The following is a 23367-nucleotide window of genomic DNA, read 5'->3' on the forward strand; positions in this document are numbered from 1 at the left end:
CGAGCCCAAGACGCCGTGCAAGATCATCCCCATCCATCGCCTGCCGCTAACGTTTAGCTTTGCCAGGTTTATGTTTCCCGCGGTGATCAGCCTGAACGCGGTGGGGCCAACTTCCTGCGAAGAAATGGCTCAAGTCATAAACAATCAGTCGGCCGGATCGGCGCTCAGTGTTTAGGCCTGGTCACCCGCTTATGTGGCTGGGGCGCGCGGCGTTGGCTTAGTTGCGATGCGTCCTTGGGTTTCTATGCGATGAAGCAACGGCGGGTCTTGGCAGTGTGCAAAGTATTCGTCGGCTGCGGCGGTGGCGCCTTTGAGTTTGCCGTAGTCATCCAGTATGAGCACCCCGCCGGGGACCAGCCTGGGATAAAGGGTGTCGAGTTCGCACAGGGTGGACGCGTAGAAGTCGGTATCGAGGCGCAGGATGGCGACGTCGCCGGTGTCGGTGACTGCCAGGGTGTCTTGGACCATTCCCCGCACCAGCCGGATCTGCCTTGTGGGGTAGCCGGTGGTGGCCATACGGGCAGCGACGTCGTTGACGCCCACGCCTTGGGGCCGCATGTTGCTGCCCGGTGTGCGGGCGAGGCGGTCGGGGGTGCCGACGAAGCCGTCGTGGTACGTAGGGTTTTCAAAGGACCAGTCGAAGGTGTCGAACAAGAACAGGTCGCGGTCGCAACGGTCACGCGCCAGGAGCGTGGTTGCGGCCAGCATCATGCTGCCGCCACCGGCTACCCCGCACTCGACGATGGCGCCGGAGATGTCGTTGGCGACGATGTAGTTGATGGCCTGATACAGCGCGAACGCCATCGACTTGGAGGTCAGCGTGAACGGCCGGACATCGTTGAACAATTCGACGAACTCCGGTGACGCTGCGTCGATATCGTGTGTTGTCCCGAGATGTCGAACGACGTCGTATGCCGAAACTGCCAACTCGTCTGACTGCTCGGCACGTTGGGCGGAAACCAGTAGCTTCATGCGAACCAGCTGCTCGACTGCTTCCTCGGGAGCGGGCACCCCCAGCTGCGACAGTCGCTGGTGAGCGTCCTCGCGTAACCGAGGTGTGCTGAACAGACCCAACAGCAAAACCACACCGGGAGTGGCGACGAATTCAGCGAACGGATCATCGACCGCGCCGATGCGCACCTGGCCGCCATGCCATGAGCAGAACAGCCCGGGAGCCACGACGAGAACATCTTTCTCGACGGCGCTCATTGGGGGCCCTGCGTTGTGGCATTCAGCAGCACTGCAGCCTCGGGGGACAGCGGCTTCAGATACGCCGCGGCGTGCTCGATCAAGTCCGCAAGTGACCTGCCATCCCGGTCCTCCGGAGACAGCAATGCGTGCAGGTCGGCACCTGAGGCGCCGGCCCAGCGCAAGGCGGTCAGCGTTTGCACGGCCCGATCGCGCACGAAGACCCCGCCCAGTAGTGATCGACGCACGAACTCGGGGCGGCAGTCGTCGAGCAGCGGGATTAGCACGTCGTTGTCCGGGATCTGGTCGAGTACTTCGTCGAGCACGTCGGGCGCTGAGATCGCGGCGTCGAGGTATGCGCGGTAGGCCAACGCCGCTGTCCCGCGCTGCAATACCTCGGCTAAGACGCGCTGGTAACGGCGCGGGCTGGACTTGCGGAGCAGCGAGATCGCCTCGGACTGGCGACGCACCAGCGATGCCTTCTGATGCCGCGTAACCACATACGCTAAGCCCGGCAGCCAGTACTCCCGAGGGGTACGACGTGGTCCGGGATGCGACTCACATCGCACCACCAACGTCACGGCGGGCTTCTGGATCCAGTAGATGTCGTGGATCAACTCAGGGGTGATGGGCCGCACCTCGCCGGTTCGCATGATCTCAAGTCCAGTGCGGGTCAGCGTGCCACCGGCAAGATTCTCATCAAAGACCTTGGACTCGACGAACTCGTACTCGGTGTGCACCCGGTCGCCGTGTAGGGCCGCGAACGCTCCACAGGTCATGTGATCGTGGGCGCCGGCGACGTTTTCCATCCAATACAGCAGGTCGATGCGGAAGTCCGAGGTTCGCGCAACCGTAATCGCGGGCTGGCCGAAGTCGAAGTCCCAAGATTGCTCGGGCAGTGCCGATGAACCAACGGCCCATTCCAGACACGACGCCGGGTCGATCACCGAAAGGTCGGTCGCGCGCAGTCCCGCAACGGCGGCGTTCACCAAGTGATGGGGATCAGAGCGGTCCCATAGTCCGGTGATTGTGTCCGCGATGTTGGCAAAAGCTTCAGCAAAATCAGTCATTGCAGATTGTGGTCGACGGCCGCCAGTCCCGCCGTACCGCAATATTTGCCGCACGGCGGGTACGGCTTCTAAACATCAGTAGGGAATGTTCCGGTCGAGAACCGATTCACGCGAGACTTCTTCGATCTGAACCTCGAATACCTCGCTCGTTTCCGTGATGTTCTCCATAACTCGTCACCTCCTCCTCGTATTGTTTGGGTCATCAACAATGGATGTCATCGTAATGACCGGCCAACGCATTGGATCGAAAATGCAGGCGAGATTGGGTTGATTCCGGCCCTGGCCTGTCACACTCCGCTCTGGTCGGGTCCGTCGAATTGTGGTTCCTGCAACACGCTTGGAAGACTTTAGCCAGTAGCTACTGGCGTTGCGTATAGATATTTTGACGATTTCGGGTCCCACCCCCAGGGCATGCTTTACAAGCGTGTTCAGTGTGCTCCGGGTGGCGACCAGGTCAATATGGTGCTGCGGGTTTGCCTAGGCAGGCATTGACGTTTGCACAAGGGTCCGCAAACCAACTTGCGCTCATGTCCGGGTTAGCGGCGTACTAGTGTCGTTGTGCGCGACGCTGATACCCGAGATTCCACGCGGTTGGCGAAACTAAAAGACCACGAACCACATGGCGATGTAGTGGCAGATCGCCGCGATCGCGGTGCAGGCGTGGAAGAACTCATGGAAGCCGAACGTCGTCGGCCATGGGTCCGGCCAGCGTAATCCGTAGAGGATGCCGCCAATGCTGTACAGGGCGCCACCGACGAACAGCAGCACCATCGCGGCCACCCCCGCATTGTGCAGGATTGTCCCGGTGTACCAGACCGCTACCCATCCCAGCAGTAGATACAGGGGCACGCCGACCCAGCGCGGCGCCGACGGCCAGCACATCTTCAGCAGGATCCCGGCGAGCGCGCCGCCCCAAACAATCGTCAACACCAGGTGCCCGTTGTGGCCGGGCAGGGCCAGCAGCGCGAACGGTGTGTAACTACCGGCGATGAATACGAAGATCATCGAATGATCGGCCCGCTTCATCCATTTCCGGGCGGTCGCGGATTTCCAGTTGACTCGGTGGTAGGTGGCGCTCACGGTGAACATCAGGATCGTCGCCGCGGTATAGGCCAGCGTCGCCAGTCCGGCCTTGGTGGAGCCCACCGCCCACGACACCGCGACCAATGACGCGCCCGCGAAAACGGCGGCGGCGGCGGAATAGACGTGAATCCACCCGCGGAAGCGCGGCTTGGCCAGAACACGGGCGACGCCCTCGACGACATGGTGGGCGGCTTCGGATGGCGAAAACCCGTGCGCGTCGGGCTCGGCGCTAGTGAGCGTGCTGGTCTGGCTGCTCATTTCTCCCGTTGCCTCGTCTAGTGATTGCCGGTGAATTTCATCGAACACAGTAACTGGGTTGGCTGTGAGACACCCGCTGGACGCGAGGTGAGATTGGCGGAATCCGGACCCGGAATTTGGCGTCGGTCACAGTAGTGTTGATGTCCGTGGAGATCATCCCGGCGCGGCTCAAGGAACCCTTGTATCGGCTCTATGAGCTGCGCCTGCGCCAGGGTCTGGCGGCCTCGAAATCCGAACTCCCCCGTCACATTGCGGTTCTGTGCGACGGCAATCGGCGGTGGGCGCGCGACGCGGGATATGACGACGTCAGCTACGGCTACCGGATGGGTGCGGTCAAGATCGCCGAGATGCTGCGCTGGTGCCAAGAAGCCGGCATCGAAATGACCACCGTCTACCTGCTGTCCACGGAAAACCTGCAACGCGATCCCGACGAGCTGGCCGGATTGATCGAGATCATTACCGATGTCGTCGAGGAGATCTGCGCACCGGCCAACCGCTGGAGTGTGCGCACCGTCGGCGATCTTGAGTTGCTCGGTGATGAACCGGCCCGTCGGCTGCGCTATGCGGTGGATTCCACGCCGGAAAATGCGCCATTCCATGTCAACGTCGCGGTGGGCTATGGCGGCCGTCGCGAGATCGTCGACGCGGTGCGGGCGTTGTTGAGCAAGGAATTCGCCAACGGCGCCACCGCCGAAGATCTCATCGAAGCGGTGACCGTCGACGGTATCTCCGAAAACCTTTACACCTCAGGGCAACCCGACCCAGATCTAGTGATCCGCACCTCGGGCGAGCAACGCCTGTCGGGATTTTTGCTGTGGCAGAGCGCCTACTCGGAGATGTGGTTCACCGAAGCGCACTGGCCCGCATTCCGGCGGGTCGATTTCCTGCGCGCCCTGCGCGACTACAGCCAACGGCATCGTCGATACGGCAGGTGAATCGGCGGCCGCCATTGGGCATACTGCCCAACCCCGCCGAGCAAGCGTGTGCATTCTGCTCGTGCATCTCGGGCGGATTGGGTGCGAGATAGCAATACCGTCTGCTCTCCCGGATGAGATATCCGATGGTGATTCGACCGGAGGAAAGTGATGTCGTTTGTGACAGCTGCGCCGGAGGCGCTGGTGGCGGCCGCGTCGGACCTGGCGAGCGTCGGGTCGGCGCTCACCGAAGCCAATGCCGCGGCGTTGGCCCCGACCACTGGGTTGCTGGCCGCGGGCGCCGACGAGGTATCCGCGGCTATCGCATCGCTGTTTGGGTCGCACGGCCAGGCCTATCAGACGGTAAGTGCCCAGATGTCGGCGTTTCACCAGCAATTCGTGCAGGCGTTGACAACTGGCGGCGGTATGTATGCCACCGCCGAGGCGGCAAACGCTGAGCAGCAGCTGCTCAAGGCCATCAATGCGCCCACCCAGGCGTTGCTGGGGCGCCCGCTGATCGGCGACGGCGTCAACGGCGGGCCGGGGCAAGACGGCGGGCCCGGGGGGCTGTTGTACGGCAACGGCGGCAATGGTGGTGCCAGCACGACACCCGGGGTGGCCGGCGGCAACGGCGGCGCGGCCGGGTTGATCGGTAACGGCGGGTTTGGCGGGGCGGGCGGGCCTGGCGCTGCCGGCGGTAACGGCGGTGCCGGTGGCTGGCTAAACGGTAACGGCGGTGCCGGCGGTGCCGGCGGGACATCGGGCAGTATCGGCGTCGCCGGCGGGGCCGGTGGACATGGTGGGGCGGCTGGGCTGTGGGGTGTCGGCGGTGCCGGCGGCAACGGTGGAGACGGCACGTCGGGATTCGCAGGCCTCCCGGGCAGTGCCGGCAGCGCCGGCGGTAACGGCGGCGCCGGCGGGCCCGCTGGGTGGGTTGGGAATGCGGGGGGCGGGGGGCACGGCGGCCACGGCGGGGCCTGGCGCGGGGGCGGCGGCCGGGGGCCCTACGGGGGCCGCGGGGGCGGGGGGGGGCGGGGGTGGGGGGGGGGACCGGGGGGCTTGGGGGGCCGGGGGCTTAGGCATCGCCGGGAAGGGCGGCGCCGGCGGTGGCGGCGGCGATGGCGGTAGCGGTGGTGCCGGTGGAGGCGGCGCCAGCGGTGACGGCTCGTGGATGGTGGGCACAGGCGGTTCCGGCGGACACGGTGGTGTCGGCGGGGCCGGAGCCAAGGGCGGTAGCGGCCCCGGCGGGACCGGCGCTAACGGCAGCGGCGGTGCCGGGGGTGACGGCGGCAACGGCGCCATCGGCGGATCGCTGTATGGCAACGGCGGTTCCGGCGGGAACGGGGGCGCCGGCGGGGCAAGTGGTGGCGCTGGCGGTGTCGTCGGTGCGGGCGGCGGTGGCGGCACCGGCGGCGGCGCCCAGCTGATCGGCGACGGCGGCGACGGCGGAGCTGGGGGCACCGGGGCGCCCAGCGGGCCCGGTGGCGCCGGCGGCACCAAGGGGCTGCTGTCCGGCATAGCCGGGACGCCCGGGGCTTCTCCTTAATCCGGCCATAATCGACTGGGCGAAACGCTACAGCTTGCGCAGCCTTAGCCGATTGATGGAGTGATCGGCGTCCTTGCGCAGCACCAGTGTGGCCCGCGGCCGGGTGGGCAGGATGTTCTCGACCAGATTCGGCCGGTTGATCGAGCGCCAGATCTCCTTCGCGGCGATGACCGCCTTCGCGTCGGTCAGAGCCGAGTAATGGTGGAAGTGTGATTCCGGGTCGGCGAACGCCGTGCTGCGCATGGCCAAGAACCGCGACACGTACCACTGCTCGATGTCCTCAATCCGAGCGTCCACATAGAGCGAAAAGTCGAACAGGTCCGACACCATGAGGGTCGGACCTGTCTGCAACACATTGAGCCCCTCCAGGATCAAGATGTCGGGGTGGCGGACCACGTGTTTTGCCCCAGGGATGACGTCGTAGTGCAGATGTGAATACACCGGCGCGCAGGCGTAGTCCGAACCCGATTTCACCGAGGTGACGAATCGCATCAGCGCCCGCCGGTTATAGCTTTCCGGAAAGCCTTTGCGGTGCATTAGGTTTCGCCGCTCTAGTTCGGCATTTGGGTAGAGAAAGCCGTCGGTGGTCACCAGGTCAACCCGGGGGTGGTGATCCCAGCGCGCCAACAGCGCCTGGAGCACGCGGGCGGTGGTTGACTTCCCCACTGCCACGCTGCCGGCCACGCCGATGATGAATGGCACCGGTCGGTCCGGGTTTTGTTGCGGCTCGCCGAGGAACTCCGCGGTGGCGGCGAACAACCCCTGCCGGGCGGCGACCTGAAGGTGAATGAGCCGGGCCAGCGGCAAATAAACCTCTTCGACCTCGAGCAGGTCGATTTGCTCACCGAGACCGCGCAACCCGATCAGTTCCTCTTCGGTGAGGGCCAGCGGCGTCGACATGCGGAGCGCGCGCCACTGCTTTCGGTCGAACTCGACATACGGGCTCGGCTCGCTCAGCCGCGGCATGGTGTCAGTCTTGCAGGGTGGGGCGCGTGCCCGACGGTTGGGCTGGCGAAAAGGTCTGCGACGGCGTCGCTGGATAGACTGGCGCGCGTGACTGCCGCACCTGACGCCCGCACCCCTATCCCTGGCATGGCCTCCGTAATGTCGGCCCCGCTCGCCGAGGTTGACCCAGATATCGCCGAGCTGCTGGGCAAAGAGCTCAGCCGGCAGCGCGACACACTCGAGATGATCGCTTCCGAGAACTTCGTGCCGCGCTCGGTGCTGCAGGCCCAAGGCAGCGTGCTGACCAACAAGTACGCCGAGGGGCTACCCGGTCGGCGCTACTACGGTGGTTGCGAACACGTCGACGTCGTGGAAAACATCGCCCGCGACCGGGCCAAGGCGCTGTTTGGTGCCGACTTCGCCAACGTGCAACCGCATTCCGGCGCCCAGGCCAACGCGGCGGTGCTGCACGCGTTGATGTCACCGGGGGAGCGGCTGCTGGGCCTGGACCTCGCCAACGGCGGTCACCTGACCCACGGCATGCGGCTGAACTTCTCCGGCAAGTTGTACGAAAACGGCTTTTACGGCGTTGACCCGACGACGCATCTGGTCGACATGGACGCCGTGCGGGCTCAGGCGCTCGAGTTCCGTCCGAAGGTCATCATCGCCGGCTGGTCGGCCTACCCGCGTGTTCTGGACTTTGCGGCGTTCCGGTCGATCGCCGACGAGGTCGAAGCCAAGCTGCTCGTCGACATGGCCCACTTTGCGGGCCTGGTGGCCGCGGGGTTGCACCCATCGCCGATACCGCATGCCGACGTGGTGTCCACGACGGTGCATAAGACGTTGGGCGGGGGTCGTTCGGGCCTGATCGTGGGTAAGCAGGAACACGCCAAGGCCATCAACTCGGCGGTGTTCCCCGGCCAGCAGGGCGGACCGCTCATGCACGTCATCGCGGCCAAGGCGGTCGCGCTGAAGATCGCCGCGACACCCGAATTCGCCGAGCGGCAGCAGCGCACCCTGTCCGGTGCTCGGATCCTTGCCGATCGGTTGCTGGCTGCCGACGTCGCCAAGGCCGGCGTCTCGGTGGTTAGCGGTGGCACCGACGTGCACCTGGTGCTCGTTGATCTGCGCAACTCTCCGCTTGATGGGCAGGCGGCCGAGGACCTGCTGCACGAGGTCGGCATCACCGTCAACCGCAACGCCGTCCCCAACGACCCCCGGCCGCCGATGGTGACCTCGGGCCTGCGGATCGGAACTCCCGCGCTGGCAACTCGCGGTTTCGGCGACGCCGAGTTCACCGAGGTTGCCGACATCATCGCGACCGCGCTCGTGGGAGGCAACTCGGCCGACGTCGAAGCGCTGCGGCACCGGGCAACGCGGCTGGCCAGGGAGTTCCCTCTCTATGAGGGTCTCGAGGACTGGAGCTTGGTCGATCGCTAACGCGGCTATTTGTGTCGCGACACATGGCTGGGTAATTTCGCAGAACCTGTGTATGCGGGTTACAGTTACTGCATGGCACAGAAACCTGTAGCTAATGCGTTGACTCTCGAGCTCGAGCCGGTGGTCGAAGAGAACGTGGCTCGACACCTCGACACCGAGGAGCTCTGGTTCGCCCACGATTACGTCCCGTTCGACCAGGGCGAGAATTTCGCCTTTCTTGGCGGGCGCGACTGGGATCCGTCCCAGGCAACGCTGCCCCGAGTGATTACCGACGCCTGCGAGATCCTGCTGATTCTCAAGGACAACCTGTCCGGTCATCACCGTGAGCTCGTCGAGCACTTCATTCTCGAGGACTATTGGGGCCGCTGGCTCGGCCGATGGACGGCCGAGGAGCACCTGCACGCCATCGCGCTACGCGAATACCTGGTGGTCACCAGGGAGGTCGACCCGACGGCGAACGAAGAGGTTCGCGTCGAGTACGTGATGAAGGGCTACCGCGGCGACACGTACACACAGGTCGAGACGTTGGTCTACATGGCGTTCTACGAGCGTTCTTGCGCGGTCTTCTGCCGCAACCTGGCCGCGCAGATCGAAGAGCCCATCCTGGCCGGACTCATCGACCGCATCGCCCGCGACGAAACGCGCCACGAGGAGTTCTTCGCCAACCTCGTCACGCACTGCCTCGACTACACACACGACGAGACGATCGCGGCGATCGCTGCCCGTGCGGCCGACCTCCAAGTCATCGGTGCCGACATTGACGCCTACCAGGACAAAGTGGCGAACGTGGCCGATGCCGGGATTTTCGGCGCCCCGCAGCTGCGGCAGGTGATCTCCGATCGCATCACCGCATGGGGGCTGGCCGACGAGCCTGCGCTGAAGCAATTCGTCACCCGCTAGGCCTGACTGCTTGGCTCCTTCTCACTCCGCTGCGCGGAGTGCATCGTCGCCAAGCTGAGCCCCTAGCGCGTCGGCGCGTCTGCCCTGCGGGGGTGTCACCACCGGAGTAGCGTCGCACTCGATGGCCAGCGACATGCTCTGCTGCCAGGGCGGCACTTTCTGTCACTACGAAGGCAGGACCGGCCCCGGTCCTGGTGCCGCGGCCCGCGCCGATACGCTCGTGTGGGTCCGCCCGAGCGCTTTAGCTCGAGGAGCGCTCCGTGACCGATACCCGGACGTACGTGCTCGACACCTCCGTGCTGCTGTCCGACCCGTGGGCCTGCAGCCGGTTCGCTGAGCACGAGGTGGTGGTACCGCTGGTGGTAATCAGCGAACTGGAGGCCAAGCGTCATCACCACGAACTCGGGTGGTTCGCCCGCCAGGCGCTGCGGTTGTTCGACGATCTCCGGCTAGAGCACGGGCGCTTGGATCAACCCATTCCCGTTGGTACTCAAGGCGGTTCGCTGCGCGTCGAACTCAACCACACGGACCCGGCGGTGCTGCCTGCCGGCTTTCGCACCGACAGTAACGATTCCCGGATCCTCAGCTGCGCCGCCAACCTCGCCGCGGATGGCAAACGAGTCACGTTGGTCAGCAAGGACATTCCCCTTCGGGTCAAGGCCGCGGCGGTCGGCCTGGCAGCCGATGAGTACCACGCACAGGACGTCGTCGCGTCGGGCTGGTCGGGGATGCATGAGGTCGAGACCGCTGTCGAGGATATCGACGCGCTGTTTGCCGAAGGCGAGATCGACCTCGTGGAGGCCCGGGATTTGCCGTGTCATACCGGGATTCGGCTGTTAGGGGGCAGTTCCCACGCGCTGGGCCGAGTCACCGCCGCCAAGCGTGTGCAGCTAGTTCGCGGGGACCGCGAGGTTTTCGGGCTGCGGGGCCGCTCCGCCGAACAGCGGGTGGCGCTCGATCTGCTCCTCGACGAGTCCGTGGGAATTGTGTCACTGGGCGGCAAGGCAGGCACCGGAAAGTCAGCGCTGGCGCTGTGTGCGGGACTGGAAGCCGTGCTGGAGCGCCGAACCCAGCGCAAGGTGGTGGTTTTCCGCCCGCTATACGCGGTTGGCGGCCAGGAGCTCGGCTACCTGCCGGGTAGCGAGAGCGACAAGATGGGCCCGTGGGCCCAAGCGGTGTTCGACACGCTCGAGGGCCTGGCCAGCCCCGCGGTCCTAGAGGAAGTCCTTTCCCGGGGCATGCTCGAGGTGCTGCCGCTAACCCACATCCGGGGCCGCTCGTTGCATGACTCGTTCGTCATCGTCGACGAGGCTCAGTCGCTGGAACGCAACGTGCTGCTGACCGTGCTATCGCGGCTCGGCACCGGATCCCGGGTGGTACTGACCCACGACATCGCACAGCGCGACAACCTGCGGGTCGGCCGCCATGACGGGGTTGCCGCGGTGATCGAGAAGCTCAAAGGCCATCCGCTGTTCGCGCACATCACGTTGCTGCGGAGCGAGCGGTCGCCCATTGCCGCGCTGGTCACCGAGATGCTCGAGGAAATCACCGGGCCACGCTGACCGACCGCATTGAGTGTGCTCTGTGGGCTTTCAGTGGGCATTCAGGGCGGCAAAATCGCGTGGAACCCGGCCTGACTGCACACTGAAACCCCAGGAAACACACTCGACGCCCAGATCACACACTCCTCGCCCGGTAGGCTGCCATCGTGCCGAAACGACCCGACAACCTCGCCTGGCGCTACTGGCGCACGGTTTTCGGTGTCGTGGTGGCCGCCGCGGTGCTGGTGATCGGCTCCCTTACCGGCCACGTCACGCGTGCCGAGAACCTGAATTGTTCGGTGATCAAGTGTGTCGCACTGACCTTCGACGATGGTCCGGGGCCGTATACCGATCGGCTGCTGCAAATACTGAAGGACGGTGACATCCCGGACGCCAAGGCGACGTTTTTCCTGATCGGCAACAAGGTGGCAGCCAATCCGACCGGCGCCAAACGCATCGCCGATGCGGGGATGGAGATCGGCAGCCACACCTGGGAACACCCCAACATGACGACGATCCCGCCCGAGGACATCGCCGGCCAGTTCTCGCGGGCCAACGACGCGATAACCGCCGCAACGGGGCGAACACCCACCCTGTACCGTCCCGCCGGCGGCCTGTCCAACGATGCGGTGCGCCAGACCGCAGCCAAGTTTGGGCAAGCCGAAATTCTTTGGGACGTTATCCCTTTCGACTGGGCCAACGACTCTAACACCGCGGCAACCCGGGCGCTGCTGATGTCGCAGATCAAACCCGGCTCGGTGGTGCTGTTCCACGACACCTACTCCAGCACCGTCGACCTTGTCTACCAGTTCATCCCGGTGCTTAAGGCCAACGGCTACCGGCTGGTGACGGTAAGCGAGCTGCTCGGGCCGCGGGCGCCCGGAACCAGTTATGGGAGCAGGGAGAACGGTCCACCCGTCAATCAACTGCGTGACATCCCGGCGAGCGAGATCCCGCCGCTGCCCAATACCCCGTCCCCCAAGCCGATGCCTAACTTCCCGATCACCGACATTGCGGGACAGAACTCCGGCGGGCCAAACAACGGTGCCTAAGAGTGCCCGCAAGTTAGCGATTCAATACGGACTCGATCTTGCGCTGGCCTACATTTTCGCCGTCCTCGACGCGTGCGCAATCCTGATCCCGCTTCGGGGTCACACGTCCGCGGCGCTGAATGCCGATTTCGTGCAACGGAACACGGCGACGGTGGTGGTGCTGGTAGTGCTGGGGACAATTGGCGTCGCGGTCGGCGGGTTCCTCAGCCTCGCCCCCACCCTGCGGTGGTATGCCGCCGGGGCCGAACCCACTCCGGCCCAACGGGCCTCCGCGATGAAACTTGCCGGCCGCCAGTCGGCGATCCTGGCGACGGCCTGGGCAATATGCGGTGGAGCCCTTCTGCTGTTGAACCGGAACTCGGGGCCCGCACTGCTGCTGCCCATTCTGCTCGGTGTGCTACTCGGCGGTGCCGCCGCCGCGGGCACCGGCCTACTGCTCGCGCAACACACCCTGAGGCCGATCATGGCGGCCGCCACCCGGGGTTCCGAGCAGGGCATCGCGGTACCCGGTGTGTTCGCGCGATTGGTTCTGTTGTGGTTCTTATGCAGCGCACTGCCCATTGGGATCATCGCAACGTTTGTGATCCTGCATTCCTACGGCTGGCTGCTCCAGAAGAGCGCGTCGTTGGATGCGCCTGTATTGGTGGTGGCGGTAGCGGCGATAGTTCTGGGATTGCCGGTGATGATCCTGACGTCGCGATCCATTGCCGATCCACTGGGCGAGGTCGTCGACGCGATGGCCGAGGTCGAACACGGCCGCATCGACACGCAAATCGGCGTCTACGAACGCTCCCAAATCGGGCGCCTGCAAACGGGATTCAACCGAATGGTCGCCGGACTCGCCGAGCGGGACCGGGTACGCGATCTGTTCGGCCGCCACGTCGGAATCGACGTAGCCCATCGAGCGATTGAAGAAGGTGCCACGCTGACCGGAGACGTGGTGGAGGCGGCCGTCCTTTACATCGACCTCGTCGGCTCCACGCAATTGACGGAAAGCCTTCCGCCGCAAGAGGTTGCCGAGGTGCTCAATCAATTCTTCCGGATAGTCGTCGGCGCCGTCGACGAACATCACGGGCTGATCAACAAATTCGAGGGTGATGCGGCGTTGGCCATTTTCGGAGCGCCGCTACGGACCAACGAACCGGCATCGGCGGCGCTGGCCGCCGCACGCACGTTGGGCACCCAGCTGCGTCAGCTACCCGTGGTCGACTTCGGTATCGGGGTTTCGGCGGGCCGCGTCTTTGCCGGCAACATCGGTGCCGAAAACCGGTATGAATACACGGTTATCGGTGATGCCGTCAACGAGGCCGCGCGGCTGGCCGATCTTGCCAAAACCTCCGAGCGGCGGATCCTGTGCTCGGCCGCGGCCATCGACCGTGCCGATAAGGCCGAACAGCAGCGGTGGGCCGAGTGCTATTCCACGGTGCTACGCGGCCGCTCCGAAGCCACGCACGTCTCCGCGCCGGCGGGTACCGGTTAGCTACTTTGCGACCTTCAGCGCCGCAATGACCTGGTTGACGACGGCTTGGGGGGCCGGATCGCCGATTGGTGTTGCGCCCAAGAAGATGGTGACCGGTTTGGTGTCGACCGCGATGATCGTCACCGTGTCACCCTTCACCTTGCGTGAGGTGTCAGCGATCGTGATGTCGGCATCCACCCGGGCGGCCTTCACCCCATCGACCGTAATCGACGACGTTTTCTTCGAGCCCAGGGTGGGCGACGATTGCGAATAGCCGGGACCGCTGGCCACGCAGTCCATCAACTTCGATGCTTGCTGGCTGATGTCCATGCTGGGGACGAAGTTGGTAATCGCGACCTCGACCTGCTGCATCCACTGGTTGGCTCCCGGTACTTCCTGGCCGAGGCCCACCGCGTCAATGAGATTCGGGTTCTGGTCGTCGGAGTACGGCGTCCATCCGGGTGCCGCGCTGGCGGGGAACGACAGCTTGCCCGCGCTGATCGTGCTGCCGACGCCCGACGCGTCACCGCCGGAGACGTTGGGTGTACAGCCGGTCGCAGTCTGTTGAGAATTGTTGGGCTGCGACGTCGCAGCGCTTTGCGACGGTGTGGTCCCGGAGGGGCCGGCGGTGCTCGATGTGTTTCGGTTGCTGAGGGCGACCGCCAGGATTACCACCAGCACGATGACGCCCAGCACGGCGATCCCGGTGATGATCAACCACGGCATCTTCGAACCGGGCCGATTCGGCGGCGGTCCAGGCGGGTAGGACCCGCCCGGCCAACCCGAGGGGTATTGCTGCGGGTGGGAGCCGGCCGGGGCGGAAGGGTCCATACCGCTTTGCGGATTGCCGTAAGGGCCACCTGGCGGGTACTGGTACGGGCCGCTCTGCGGCTGTCCGCCCCAATATGGGTCCTGTCCATACGGATTCGTTCCGTAGGGACCCTGACCATAGGGGCCCTGACCATAGGGACCCTGACCATAGGGACCGCCGGGCGGAGCCGTCACTGTTCGGTCGCTTCGACCTTAGCCATCGCCAACACATCGAGGCGACGATCCAGCTCTTCGATCGACAGTTTGTCGCCGATCAGACCGCGATCGATGACCGTCTGGCGGATCGTCTTACGCTCCTTGAGTGCTTGTTTGGCGACCGCGGCCGCCTCTTCGTACCCGATGGCCGAGTTCAGCGGCGTCACGATCGAAGGCGAGGACTCGGCGAGCTCGCGCAGATGGTCGACGTTAGCGGACAGACCGGTAATGCAGCGCTGCGCGAACAGCTTTGACACGTTGGTCAACAGTTTGAACGACTCCAGGATGTTGCGGGCCATCATCGGGATGTAGACGTTGAGCTCGAACGCGCCGTTCGCACCGCCCCAGGCAATGGCGGCGTCATTGCCGATCACCTGCGCGGCCACCTGTGTGACCGCCTCCGGCAGAACCGGATTCACCTTGCCGGGCATGATCGAGCTGCCCGGCTGCAGGTCGGGCAGCTGGATTTCGGCCAAGCCGGTCAGCGGTCCGGATCCCATCCAGCGGATGTCGTTGGCGATCTTGGTCAGCGACACCGCGATGGTGCGCAGCGCGCCGGACGCTTCGACCAATCCGTCACGCGCCGCCTGAGCTTCGAAAGAGTTTGCAGCAGTTCGTAATTCGGACAGGCCCGTGTCGGCGACCAGCACCGAGACTACCTTGACGCCGAAGTTCTCGGGAGCGTTGAGGCCAGTGCCTACCGCGGTGCCGCCAATGGCCAGTTCACCCAGCCTGGGAAGGCACGCGCGCACTCTTTCTACGCCCGCCTCGATCTGGCGAGCGTACCCGCTGAACTCCTGCCCAAGTGTCACCGGAACGGCGTCCATTAGGTGGGTGCGTCCCGACTTCACGACCGTCTGCCAATCAAGAGCCTTGGCCGCCAGCGCGCTTTGCAGCACTTCGAGCGCCGGAATGAGATGACGCACCGCCGCCTCGGTGGCCGCAATGTGAGTGGCGGTGGGGAAGGTGTCGTTGGACGACTGCGACATGTTCACGTCGTCATTGGGGTGCACGGTAACGCCGTTGGCGGCGGCGATGCTGGCGATCACCTCGTTGGTATTCATGTTCGAGCTGGTGCCGGAGCCGGTCTGGAAGACGTCGATGGGGAACTGATCGTCGTGGCGCCCGTCGGCGATCTCAGCCGCTGCAGCGATGATCGCGTCGGCCTTTTCCGGGGCCAGCAACCCGAGGTCTTTGTTTACTTGCGCGCACGCGCCCTTCAGCAGACCCAACGCGCGGATCTGTGCGCGCTCCAGGCCCCGGCCGGAGATCGGAAAGTTCTCCACTGCACGCTGGGTTTGCGCACGCCACAACGCCTTTGCTGGCACCCGGACCTCGCCCATGGTGTCGTGCTCGATGCGATACTCGGCGCTGTCGGCCATAGATTGGGTTTCCTTGCTTGTCGGCGGTGTTGTTGGTCAGGGCAGGGGATAGGCGGCGTTGCTGTCGCCGGTGAAGTCGATCGCGGAGTATTCGTTGAGCTTCGAAAGCCGGTGGTAGGCCTCGATCATCCGGACGGTTCCCGACTTCGAACGCATCACGATCGACTGCGTGGTGCAGCCACCAGGGTAGTAGCGGACGCCCTTGAGCAGATCGCCGTCGGTGACCCCGGTGGCGCAGAAGAAGACGTTCTCGCCGGACACCAGATCCTCGGTGGTCAGCACCCGATCGAGGTCGTATCCGGCGTCGAGCGCCTTACGACGCTCGGCATCGTCCTTGGGCGCCAGCTGCGCCTGAATTGCCCCACCCATGCAGCGGATCGCCGCGGCGGCGATGATGCCCTCCGGGGTGCCGCCGATGCCGGCGAGCATGTCGGTGCCCGACTCCGGCCGGCAGGCGGAGATGGCGCCCGCGACGTCGCCGTCGGTGATCAGCCGGATCCGGGCTCCGGTGCCGCGGACATCGTCGATCAGCTGGGCGTGCCGTGGCCGGTCCAAGATGCACACGGTCATGTCGCGCACCGACAGTTCCTTGACCCTGGCGACGGCCCGGATGTTGTCGGCGATCGGAGCAGTGATGTCCAGCACGTGTGCCGCGTCGGGCCCCACGGCAATCTTGTTCATGTAGAACACCGCCGATGGGTCGAACATGGCGCCGCGATCGGCCACTGCCAGCACCGAGATGGCGTTGGGCATGCCTTTGCTCATCAGTGTGGTGCCGTCAATTGGGTCTACGGCGAAGTCGCACTCCGGGCCGTCACCATTGCCGACGTCCTCGCCGTTGTACAGCATCGGTGCGTGGTCTTTTTCACCCTCGCCGATGACGACGACGCCGCGCATTGAGACGGAGTTCACCAGTTCGCGTATGGCGTCGACCGCCGCGCCGTCCCCGCCCTCTTTGTCGCCGCGACCCACCCAGCGGCCTGCGGCCATGGCACCGGCCTCGGTAACCCGCACGAGTTCCAGGGCCAGGTTGCGGTCGGGGGCTTCCCCGCGCGGCGGCCGCGAGGTCGACGGGCCGTGGCTGGCGACGGCGGTCGGCGTGGATCCCTCAGCAGTCATGGTTGCTGATTCTCCCAGAAGCGGAACTGTCAGCTGGAGCTGGGATACTGGCGAGGTGACCGCGGAGCCACAGCCGATGCCGAAGCCGGCGAAATCACGGCTGCTGCAGGACGGGCGCGACATGTTCTGGTCGCTCGTGCCGCTGGTGGTCGGCTGCATCCTGCTGGCGGGCATGGTCGGGATGTGCTCAATTCAGCCCGGCGGGACGAATCGGGGCAAGGTTCCGTTCTACGATGCCGCGGCGGCCCTGCGGGCGGACGCCGCGACGCTGGGTTTCCCGATTCGGTTGCCGGTATTGCCGGCGGGCTGGCAACCCAACTCCGGCGGTCGCGGCGGTATCGAAAATGGGCGAACGGACCCGTCCACCGGTCAGCGGCTCAACGCAGCCACCTCGATCGTCGGATACATCAGTCCAACGGGGATGTATCTCAGCCTGACCCAGAGCAACGCCGACGAGGACCTGTTGGTCGGTTCGATCCATCCGGGCATGTACCCGACCGGCACCGTCGACGTCGTCGGTACGGGCTGGGTCGTCTACCAAGGCTCGGACCAAACCGAGCCGGTGTGGACGACCAGACTCACCAGTGCGGCGGGCGTCACACAAATCGCGGTCACCGGTGCGGGCAGCACCGAGCAGTTCCGCGCTCTAGCGTCGGCTGTGCAATCTCAGCCGCCGTTGCAGGCCGCCCGATAGAAGGGACAACTCGTGACCGCACCTGAAGCAGACCTGTCCGGGTGGTCAGCGGCACCATTCACCGGTGGTGGCTACACCCACGACGTGTATCGCAAAGGATCGGGCCCCGGTGTGGTACTGATTCCGGAGATACCGGGCATCCATCCCGGTGTTCTTGCGCTGGGTAATCACTTGGTGGACAACGGGTTCACCGTCGCCATACCGTCGTTGTTCGGAGAGCCGGGCAAGGCGGTGTCGGCCGGATACACCGCGGCCGAGATCGCGCGGGCCTGTGTGGCAAGGGAATTCGCGGCGATGGCCACCAACAAGCAGCGGCCGGTGTCGCAGTTCTTACGGGCGCTGGCTCGCGATCTCAACGCATCGACGCCGGGCAAGGGCGTTGGCGTCATCGGCCAATGCTTTACCGGCGGCTTCGCGCTGGCCGCCGCCGTCGATGACAGCGTGCTGGCCCCGGTACTCAGCCAGCCGTCGGTACCGCTGCCGCTGACACCCACGCAACGCCGCGATCCCGGGGTGAGCGAATCGGAACTCAAAGTCGTTGCCGATCGCTGTGCCAACGAGGGCCTGTGCGCCATGGGCTTACGGTTCAGCGCGGACAAGATGGCACCACGCGAACGGTTCAGGACGCTCAAGGAGAGGCTTGGCGACGCGTTCGAGGTCATCGAGATCGACTCCGGCCCAGGCAACGAATACGGCTTCGGCCGGATGGCGCATTCGGTGCTGACCGAGGAGGTCCGCGAAGTCGACGGCCAGCCGGCCTACGAGGCCCGCAAGCGAGTGGTCGAGTTCCTTACCGAGCGACTGGCTTAGTTCGGCGCGGCAGCCAGTTACGGCGTACCGGTTTCGCAGGGTCCTGTTTAGGGGGTCGCTTCAGTTCTGGCAGATCGACGCCCTTGTACACCGCGAGGTAGACGTCGATGGTGGTGACGATGAGGATCATCAGGACCGGACCGATGATGATGCCCCACGGGCCGAACATGCCAATACCCGCGAACACCGAAAGCAACATCAGCGCCGAGTTCAGTCGAGCGTCGCGCGGAACGAGTATGGGACGCAAGAAGTTGTCGATATTGGTGACCACCAGAAAATGCCAGAGGACCACGAACGCGCCACCGGCGATATTGCCGAACAAGATCATTCCGATGCCGAACGGAATTGTCACGATCCCGCCCCCCAGCGGAATTATCGACAACGCGGTCAGCACAATCGCGAAGATGAAGAAGCCGTGGTGAAAACCGGCGACGTAGATCGACGCGGCACCGGCGACGCCTTGGCACAACGCGATGACGAACTGACCATTCACGGTGCCGCGCACCATCGAGCCCATCTTCTGCAGGTATAGATCGGTGGCTTCTTCGCCGAGCGGATTGAGCTGGCCGATCAATGTCCGCAACCTCTCGCGGTTCACCAGCAGCGCGATAAACACGTAGAGGAAAATGATGGCCGACGTGATGGCACCCGCGAGGCTGCCGGCCGCGTTTTGCAAGAATTGCAGCAGCCAGTGGCCAACGGTCTGGGCCACCGAGATCATTGCTTTGCGAAGCGTCTCCTCGGTCACCGTCATGTGCAGAAACGGCACCCGGGCCAGCAGGTCGTTGAGGAGTTCCAAAACCTTTTGGCCGAGGCGGCTTGGATCGGTCGACCGGACCCACCCGGCGACAGAATCGACCATGCGAGCAATCTGGACGACCGCAAGGAGCACCAATAGCCCCACCGGCACGATAACCATGGCCAGCGCCGACACCAGGGTGGCCGCGGCCGACAAACCGGTATTGAGACGCTTGTTGAACCAATTGAACAGTGGCGTAAACAAATACGCACCGACCGCTGCCACAACGATGAGGACGAAATAGTTGCGAAGGAAGTACGCGCCGAAAGCCAGAGCGATGAGCGTGAGGATCGCCAGCGCGCGCTTCTGAGTGAGCGTGAATTCGGTGTCCATGCCTAGCCCGGGCCGTCCTCCGCGTCGGTGTCGAGCGCAACCTTAACCCGAGACGATGCCAATCCGACGGGTGTCCATTTCGCCGGCGACGTGTCTGCCGCAAAAAGATGTCCGCAGCAGGTCTTTGGCGGTTACGTTGGGAGATGGAAGGTGATTGCAATGTACGACCGCGACTTAGACAACGCGTGGCATGTGGATATCGAGTTCGACGAGGACGAGACCCACACCCATGCGACGGTGCGCGCACAACTCGGTGACGGCGAACGCATGATCACCCTGGGCGACGCGTACCGCCATCCGAAGGATGCCAGCCAGCCGATGATCGGCGAGGAAATCGCAGCGGCGCGCGGATTGATCGCGTTGGGCACCGAGCTGCTGCAGAACGCCTCAGCACGCATCGCGGAGGCCACGCACCACCCGGTGCACCTCTACAGCTGACCGCCCGTTGTGGCGCTGGCCGTCTGCTTGCTTTTCGACCGGCATTCCGAGCGGGCGATTCGCGCGCTGTGGGACCGGATCGAGGAGCGCGGGGTGGCCAGCTTGCGTTCACACACCCATGGGCGGCACGTGCCGCATGTCTCGTACGCGGTATTGCGGCGCTGGGACCGGGCCGCGGTTGCCGCGGCGCTCGGCCTTCTCGACGGCGGCTGCCCCGTGGAGCTGAGCTTTGAAGGGGTCGGACTGTTCCGGCGTGGACGCATGTGGTTGGTCGCCGGCGTGAGCGCCGATTTCGTTGCGCGCCAGTCACGTGTCGTCGAGGCCGTGACGGCCGCCGGCGCCGAGTTGCACAAACACTATGTGCCTGGAATCTGGTTGCCGCACTGCTCACTTGCGCCGCGTGCGAAGTTGGCTCAGCTGCCCGACATCGTGAGCGCTGTGTTCGACGTGTTGCCGTTGCGGGCACGCCTGGACCGCGCCGCCCTCGTCAATAGCTCGACCGGCGAGGTCTCGCCGCTGCCGGGATTGCCCTGAGCCGCTACCCGTCTCCCCGTTACGGGTCGTAGCAGCGTGGGCACGTCCCGCAACGGTTGATGTGATGAGCGAGTGATGAGTGACATCGGCGTAGCCGAACGCGAACGGGTTCGCCGCCCATCTGTTTCCCGGCCGTGTCCCCCGATTGGGGGAAAGGACGTGTCCCCCGGGATCGGATCCGATCGGGGGAATTATCGACAATGATTGTCATATTCAATAGCAATATTGCCGGGTGAACTTCGAAGGGATGGAGGATTCGTCGTGACCTTGGGTGTCATTCCCGAAGGTTTGGCGGCTGCCAGTGCGGCCATCGAAGCGCTGACCGCACGGTTGGCGGCGGCGCACGCTGGTGCGGTTCCGCTTATCACCGCAGTAATCCCGCCGGGAGCAGATCCGGTGTCTGTGCAGAGCGCCGCGGGGGTGAGTCTTCGCGGCGGCGACTTTGCAGCCGTGGCGGCACAGGGTGTCGACGAGCTTGGCCGCTCGGGGGTCGGGGTTGCGGAGGCGGCCACCAGTTACGCAACCGGCGATGCGCTGGCAGCGGCGACCTACCTGGCTGAGCTATGACGGCACCGGTGTGGATGGCGGCACCTCCGGAGGTGCATTCAGCCATGCTGAGTAGCGGTCCTGGTCCGGAGTCGCTGCTGGCCGCGGCGTCGCAATGGTCCTCACTGAGTGCCGAATATGCCGCAGTGGCAGAAGAACTGAGTGCTCTGCTTGCCGCGGTGCGAGCTGGGGTGTGGCGGGGCCCCAGTGCCGACGTGTTCGCGGCCGCCTACGTGCCGTATCTGGCCTGGCTGACGCAGGTAAGCGCGGACAGCGCGGCCGCGGCCGGCGAGCACGAGACGTTGGCGGCGGCGTACACGGCGGCATTGGCGGCGATGCCGACCTTGCCCGAACTAGTCGCCAATCACGCGATCCACGGGGTCTTGGTGGCGACGAATTTCTTTGGGATCAACACCATCCCGATTGCGCTCAACGAGGCTGACTATGTGCGGATGTGGATTCAGGCGGCCACCACGATGGCGACCTACCAGGCGGTATCGGCGGCGGCCGTGGCGTCTACCCCGCAGGCAGCGCCTGCCCCCCAGATCCTGAAATCGAACGCCATAGCGCAGAACTCTGGAAGCGGCGACGACTCAGGAAACGCCACTCCGATCGACAACCTGATCGCCGAAATTCTGAAAATCATCAGCGGCGGCCGCATCATTTGGGACCCCGCCAACGGCACCCTCAACGGCCTGCCCTACGACGCGTACACCGATCCCGGCCAAGCGATCTGGTGGCTGGCCCGAGCCCTCGAATTCTTTCAGGATGCCGAGGAATTCTGGAGACTGCTCTTCACCGATCCGATTGCGGCGATTGAGTTTCTGTTCAACATCTTGGTGTTCGATCTGCCGACCCACATCATGCAGATCGTTACCTGGCTAGCCGAGTCCCCGCAGCTGCTGGCGATCGCGCTGACCCAAACCGTCGCCACTCTGGGGGCAGCAACGGGCTTCGCCGGGCTGGCCGGTTTGGCCGCCACTCATGTTGCCGCGATCCCCGTCGCCGGGCCGCCGCTCGCGGCCGTGCCTATGACGGTTCCGATTGCTGGGCTGGCTTCGACGGTCCCCACGGGCACCGTGTCGGCCAGTGCTCCTGCCTCGGCACCCGCGCCCAGTTCGGCCGCTGGCACCGCCGCGCCAGCCACCGCGCCGACGCCGGCGACCGGCTTCCCCCCGTACCTCGTCGGGGGTGGTCCAGGCGTCGGGTTCGGCTCGGGACTTTCGACCCGCGCCCGAACGGCCGAGCCGGCCTCCGATTCCGCGGCGGCCGCCGCGGCCGCGCAGGCATCGGCTCGTCGGGAGGCGCGCGCCCGTCGGCGCCGCCGAATCGGAGCCGAGGAACTGGGGTATCGCGACGAATTCGCTGATTTGGAGCTGGATTTCGACTCGCCAGCCCCGCCCGCGGATGAGCAGCGCGCTGCGTGGGCCTCGGATGAGGGTGCCGGGCGCCTGGGATTCGCAGGAACGGCACGCAGCCAAAAGCATGCTGAGGCAGCCGGTTTGGCCACTCTTGGCGGTGACGGCCTCGATGGTGGGGCACGGATGCCGATGGTTCCAAGTACCTGGGACAGCGAGCCGGCCGCGCCCGGGGACGCAGAGGTCAACGACGTAACTGCAAGCAACCGAAACCCCAACACAGATAAGGAGTTCTGATGAGTTTGTTGGATGCCCATGTTCCGCAATTGGTCGCGTCGCAGTCTGCGTTCGCCGCCAAGGCGGCGGTGATGCGCAGCACCATCGGGCAGGCTGAGCAGGAAGCGCTGTCAGCGCAGGCATTTCACGTAGGAGAAGCCGCCGCAGCGTTTCAGGGCGCCCATGCGCGCTTCGTCGAGGCGGCCTCCAAAATCAACACCTTGCTCGATATCGCTCAGGCCAACCTGGGGGATGCCGCGGGCACTTACGTGGCCGCCGACGCCGCCGCCGCCGCCAGCTACGTCGGGTTCTGAACCCGGCGAGACCAATTGCGAAAGGACTGTGATGTCACAGATTATCTACAACTACCCGGCGATGTTGGCCCACGCTGGGGACATGACCGGTTACGCCGGCACGATGCAGGGATTGGGTGGCGATATTGCCAGCGAGCAGGCGGCACTGTCCAACGCCTGGCAGGGCGATACCGGAATGACATACCAGGTTTGGCAGACGCAGTGGAACCAGGCCCTCGACGGCCTTGTTCAGGCTTATCGGTCGATGGCTGGCACCCATGAAGCCAACACCTTGGCCATGCTCGCCCGCGATAGCGCCGAAGGGGCTAAATGGGGCTAGCCAGCGCGCAGGCTGGTCGCAGC

The 23367-nt window shown here is 65.0% G+C and carries 22 protein-coding genes and 1 pseudogene; 15 read left to right on the top strand and 8 right to left on the bottom strand.

Annotation, left to right across the window (positions count from 1 at the left end; translation table 11 throughout):
* Positions 1–189: 189 nt before the first annotated feature.
* The 3 genes from MSIMFI_RS12865 to trhA all read right to left on the bottom strand — a co-directional run bounded on the left by MSIMFI_RS12865 (position 190) and on the right by trhA (position 3599).
* Entirely contained in the window at positions 190–1209 is a 1020-nt protein-coding gene (locus MSIMFI_RS12865) for a TylF/MycF/NovP-related O-methyltransferase (protein WP_191497490.1), read from the bottom strand.
* A complete protein-coding gene (locus MSIMFI_RS12870; protein ID WP_191497491.1) occupies positions 1206–2258 on the bottom strand; it encodes a hypothetical protein in 1053 nt (350 codons plus the stop codon). Before MSIMFI_RS12870 ends, MSIMFI_RS12865 begins: the two co-directional genes overlap by 4 nt.
* Before the next feature lie 600 nt (positions 2259–2858).
* Complete coding sequence (trhA, locus tag MSIMFI_RS12875; protein WP_191497492.1) at positions 2859–3599, bottom strand: PAQR family membrane homeostasis protein TrhA; 741 nt, start codon at positions 3597–3599, stop codon at positions 2859–2861.
* A gap of 146 nt (positions 3600–3745) precedes the next feature.
* On the opposite strand from trhA, the gene MSIMFI_RS12880 reads away from it, so the two are divergent.
* Together MSIMFI_RS12880 and MSIMFI_RS29255 are read left to right on the top strand one after the other, a co-directional pair.
* Positions 3746–4534, top strand: coding sequence for a (2Z,6E)-farnesyl diphosphate synthase (locus MSIMFI_RS12880; RefSeq protein WP_191498170.1), 789 nt, complete (start codon positions 3746–3748; stop codon positions 4532–4534).
* A 150-nt stretch (positions 4535–4684) separates the two neighbouring features.
* Positions 4685–6047, top strand: a pseudogene (locus MSIMFI_RS29255) (PE family protein); the annotation flags it as partial.
* A 39-nt stretch (positions 6048–6086) separates the two neighbouring features.
* On the opposite strand, the gene coaA reads toward MSIMFI_RS29255, so the two are convergent.
* Entirely contained in the window at positions 6087–7025 is a 939-nt protein-coding gene (coaA, locus tag MSIMFI_RS12895) for a type I pantothenate kinase (RefSeq protein ID WP_191497495.1), read from the bottom strand.
* Positions 7026–7163: 138 nt separating this feature from the next.
* Between coaA and glyA the strand changes: the two genes are divergently transcribed.
* The 5 genes from glyA to MSIMFI_RS12920 all read left to right on the top strand — a co-directional run bounded on the left by glyA (position 7164) and on the right by MSIMFI_RS12920 (position 13417).
* Positions 7164–8444, top strand: a complete 1281-nt coding sequence (gene glyA, locus MSIMFI_RS12900) for a serine hydroxymethyltransferase (RefSeq protein WP_191498171.1) — start codon at positions 7164–7166, stop codon at positions 8442–8444.
* Between the two features lie 72 nt (positions 8445–8516).
* The gene (locus MSIMFI_RS12905; protein WP_191497496.1) at positions 8517–9344 is read left to right on the top strand and encodes an acyl-ACP desaturase; all 828 of its coding nucleotides are present in this window, start codon (positions 8517–8519) and stop codon (positions 9342–9344) included.
* Between the two features lie 260 nt (positions 9345–9604).
* Positions 9605–10906, top strand: coding sequence for a PhoH family protein (locus MSIMFI_RS12910; protein ID WP_191497497.1), 1302 nt, complete (start codon positions 9605–9607; stop codon positions 10904–10906).
* 146 nt (positions 10907–11052) lie between these two features.
* On the top strand, positions 11053–11937 hold the full coding sequence (locus MSIMFI_RS12915; protein ID WP_191497498.1) for a polysaccharide deacetylase family protein: 885 nt from the start codon (positions 11053–11055) through the stop codon (positions 11935–11937).
* Complete coding sequence (locus MSIMFI_RS12920; RefSeq protein ID WP_224770175.1) at positions 11930–13417, top strand: adenylate/guanylate cyclase domain-containing protein; 1488 nt, start codon at positions 11930–11932, stop codon at positions 13415–13417. Before MSIMFI_RS12915 ends, MSIMFI_RS12920 begins: the two co-directional genes overlap by 8 nt.
* Here MSIMFI_RS12920 and MSIMFI_RS12925 read toward each other — a convergent pair whose 3' ends face one another.
* The 3 genes from MSIMFI_RS12925 to glpX are packed head-to-tail and all read right to left on the bottom strand — an operon-like array spanning position 13418 to position 16923.
* Positions 13418–14401, bottom strand: coding sequence for a hypothetical protein (locus MSIMFI_RS12925; RefSeq protein ID WP_191497499.1), 984 nt, complete (start codon positions 14399–14401; stop codon positions 13418–13420). It abuts the gene before it with no gap.
* On the bottom strand, positions 14398–15804 hold the full coding sequence (locus MSIMFI_RS12930) for a class II fumarate hydratase (protein WP_191497500.1): 1407 nt from the start codon (positions 15802–15804) through the stop codon (positions 14398–14400). Before MSIMFI_RS12930 ends, MSIMFI_RS12925 begins: the two co-directional genes overlap by 4 nt.
* 36 nt (positions 15805–15840) lie before the next feature.
* Complete coding sequence (gene glpX / locus MSIMFI_RS12935) at positions 15841–16923, bottom strand: class II fructose-bisphosphatase (RefSeq protein WP_191497501.1); 1083 nt, start codon at positions 16921–16923, stop codon at positions 15841–15843.
* 76 nt (positions 16924–16999) lie between these two features.
* Here glpX and MSIMFI_RS12940 point away from each other — a divergent pair, with 76 nt between their 5' ends.
* Both MSIMFI_RS12940 and MSIMFI_RS12945 read left to right on the top strand, forming a co-directional pair.
* Positions 17000–17617, top strand: a complete 618-nt coding sequence (locus MSIMFI_RS12940; RefSeq protein WP_224770263.1) for a DUF4245 domain-containing protein — start codon at positions 17000–17002, stop codon at positions 17615–17617.
* Between the two features lie 12 nt (positions 17618–17629).
* Positions 17630–18427 (top strand): dienelactone hydrolase family protein, encoded by a 798-nt coding sequence (locus MSIMFI_RS12945; RefSeq protein WP_191497503.1) that lies wholly within the window; start codon positions 17630–17632, stop codon positions 18425–18427.
* On the opposite strand, the gene MSIMFI_RS12950 is transcribed toward MSIMFI_RS12945, so the two are convergent.
* The gene (locus tag MSIMFI_RS12950; protein WP_186244278.1) at positions 18408–19559 is read right to left on the bottom strand and encodes an AI-2E family transporter; all 1152 of its coding nucleotides are present in this window, start codon (positions 19557–19559) and stop codon (positions 18408–18410) included. The genes MSIMFI_RS12945 and MSIMFI_RS12950 overlap by 20 nt on opposite strands.
* 159 nt (positions 19560–19718) lie before the next feature.
* On the opposite strand from MSIMFI_RS12950, the gene MSIMFI_RS12955 reads away from it, so the two are divergent.
* The 6 genes from MSIMFI_RS12955 to MSIMFI_RS12980 all read left to right on the top strand — a co-directional run bounded on the left by MSIMFI_RS12955 (position 19719) and on the right by MSIMFI_RS12980 (position 23344).
* Entirely contained in the window at positions 19719–19997 is a 279-nt protein-coding gene (locus tag MSIMFI_RS12955; RefSeq protein WP_186244277.1) for a DUF1876 domain-containing protein, read from the top strand.
* 9 nt (positions 19998–20006) lie between these two features.
* Positions 20007–20531: a 2'-5' RNA ligase family protein gene (locus MSIMFI_RS12960; protein WP_186244276.1), complete on the top strand. Its 525-nt coding sequence runs from the start codon at positions 20007–20009 to the stop codon at positions 20529–20531.
* A 261-nt stretch (positions 20532–20792) separates the two neighbouring features.
* Complete coding sequence (locus tag MSIMFI_RS12965; RefSeq protein ID WP_191497504.1) at positions 20793–21098, top strand: PE family protein; 306 nt, start codon at positions 20793–20795, stop codon at positions 21096–21098.
* Complete coding sequence (locus MSIMFI_RS12970; protein WP_191497505.1) at positions 21095–22732, top strand: PPE family protein; 1638 nt, start codon at positions 21095–21097, stop codon at positions 22730–22732. The genes MSIMFI_RS12965 and MSIMFI_RS12970 overlap by 4 nt, the downstream gene beginning before the upstream one ends.
* Positions 22732–23025, top strand: a complete 294-nt coding sequence (locus tag MSIMFI_RS12975) for a WXG100 family type VII secretion target (RefSeq protein WP_186244273.1) — start codon at positions 22732–22734, stop codon at positions 23023–23025. Before MSIMFI_RS12970 ends, MSIMFI_RS12975 begins: the two co-directional genes overlap by 1 nt.
* Before the next feature lie 31 nt (positions 23026–23056).
* On the top strand, positions 23057–23344 hold the full coding sequence (locus tag MSIMFI_RS12980) for a WXG100 family type VII secretion target (protein ID WP_191497506.1): 288 nt from the start codon (positions 23057–23059) through the stop codon (positions 23342–23344).
* The last annotated feature ends 23 nt before the right edge of the window (positions 23345–23367 follow it).

The organism is Mycobacterium simulans (assembly GCF_900232995.1).
Lineage (GTDB): Bacteria > Actinomycetota > Actinomycetes > Mycobacteriales > Mycobacteriaceae > Mycobacterium > Mycobacterium simulans.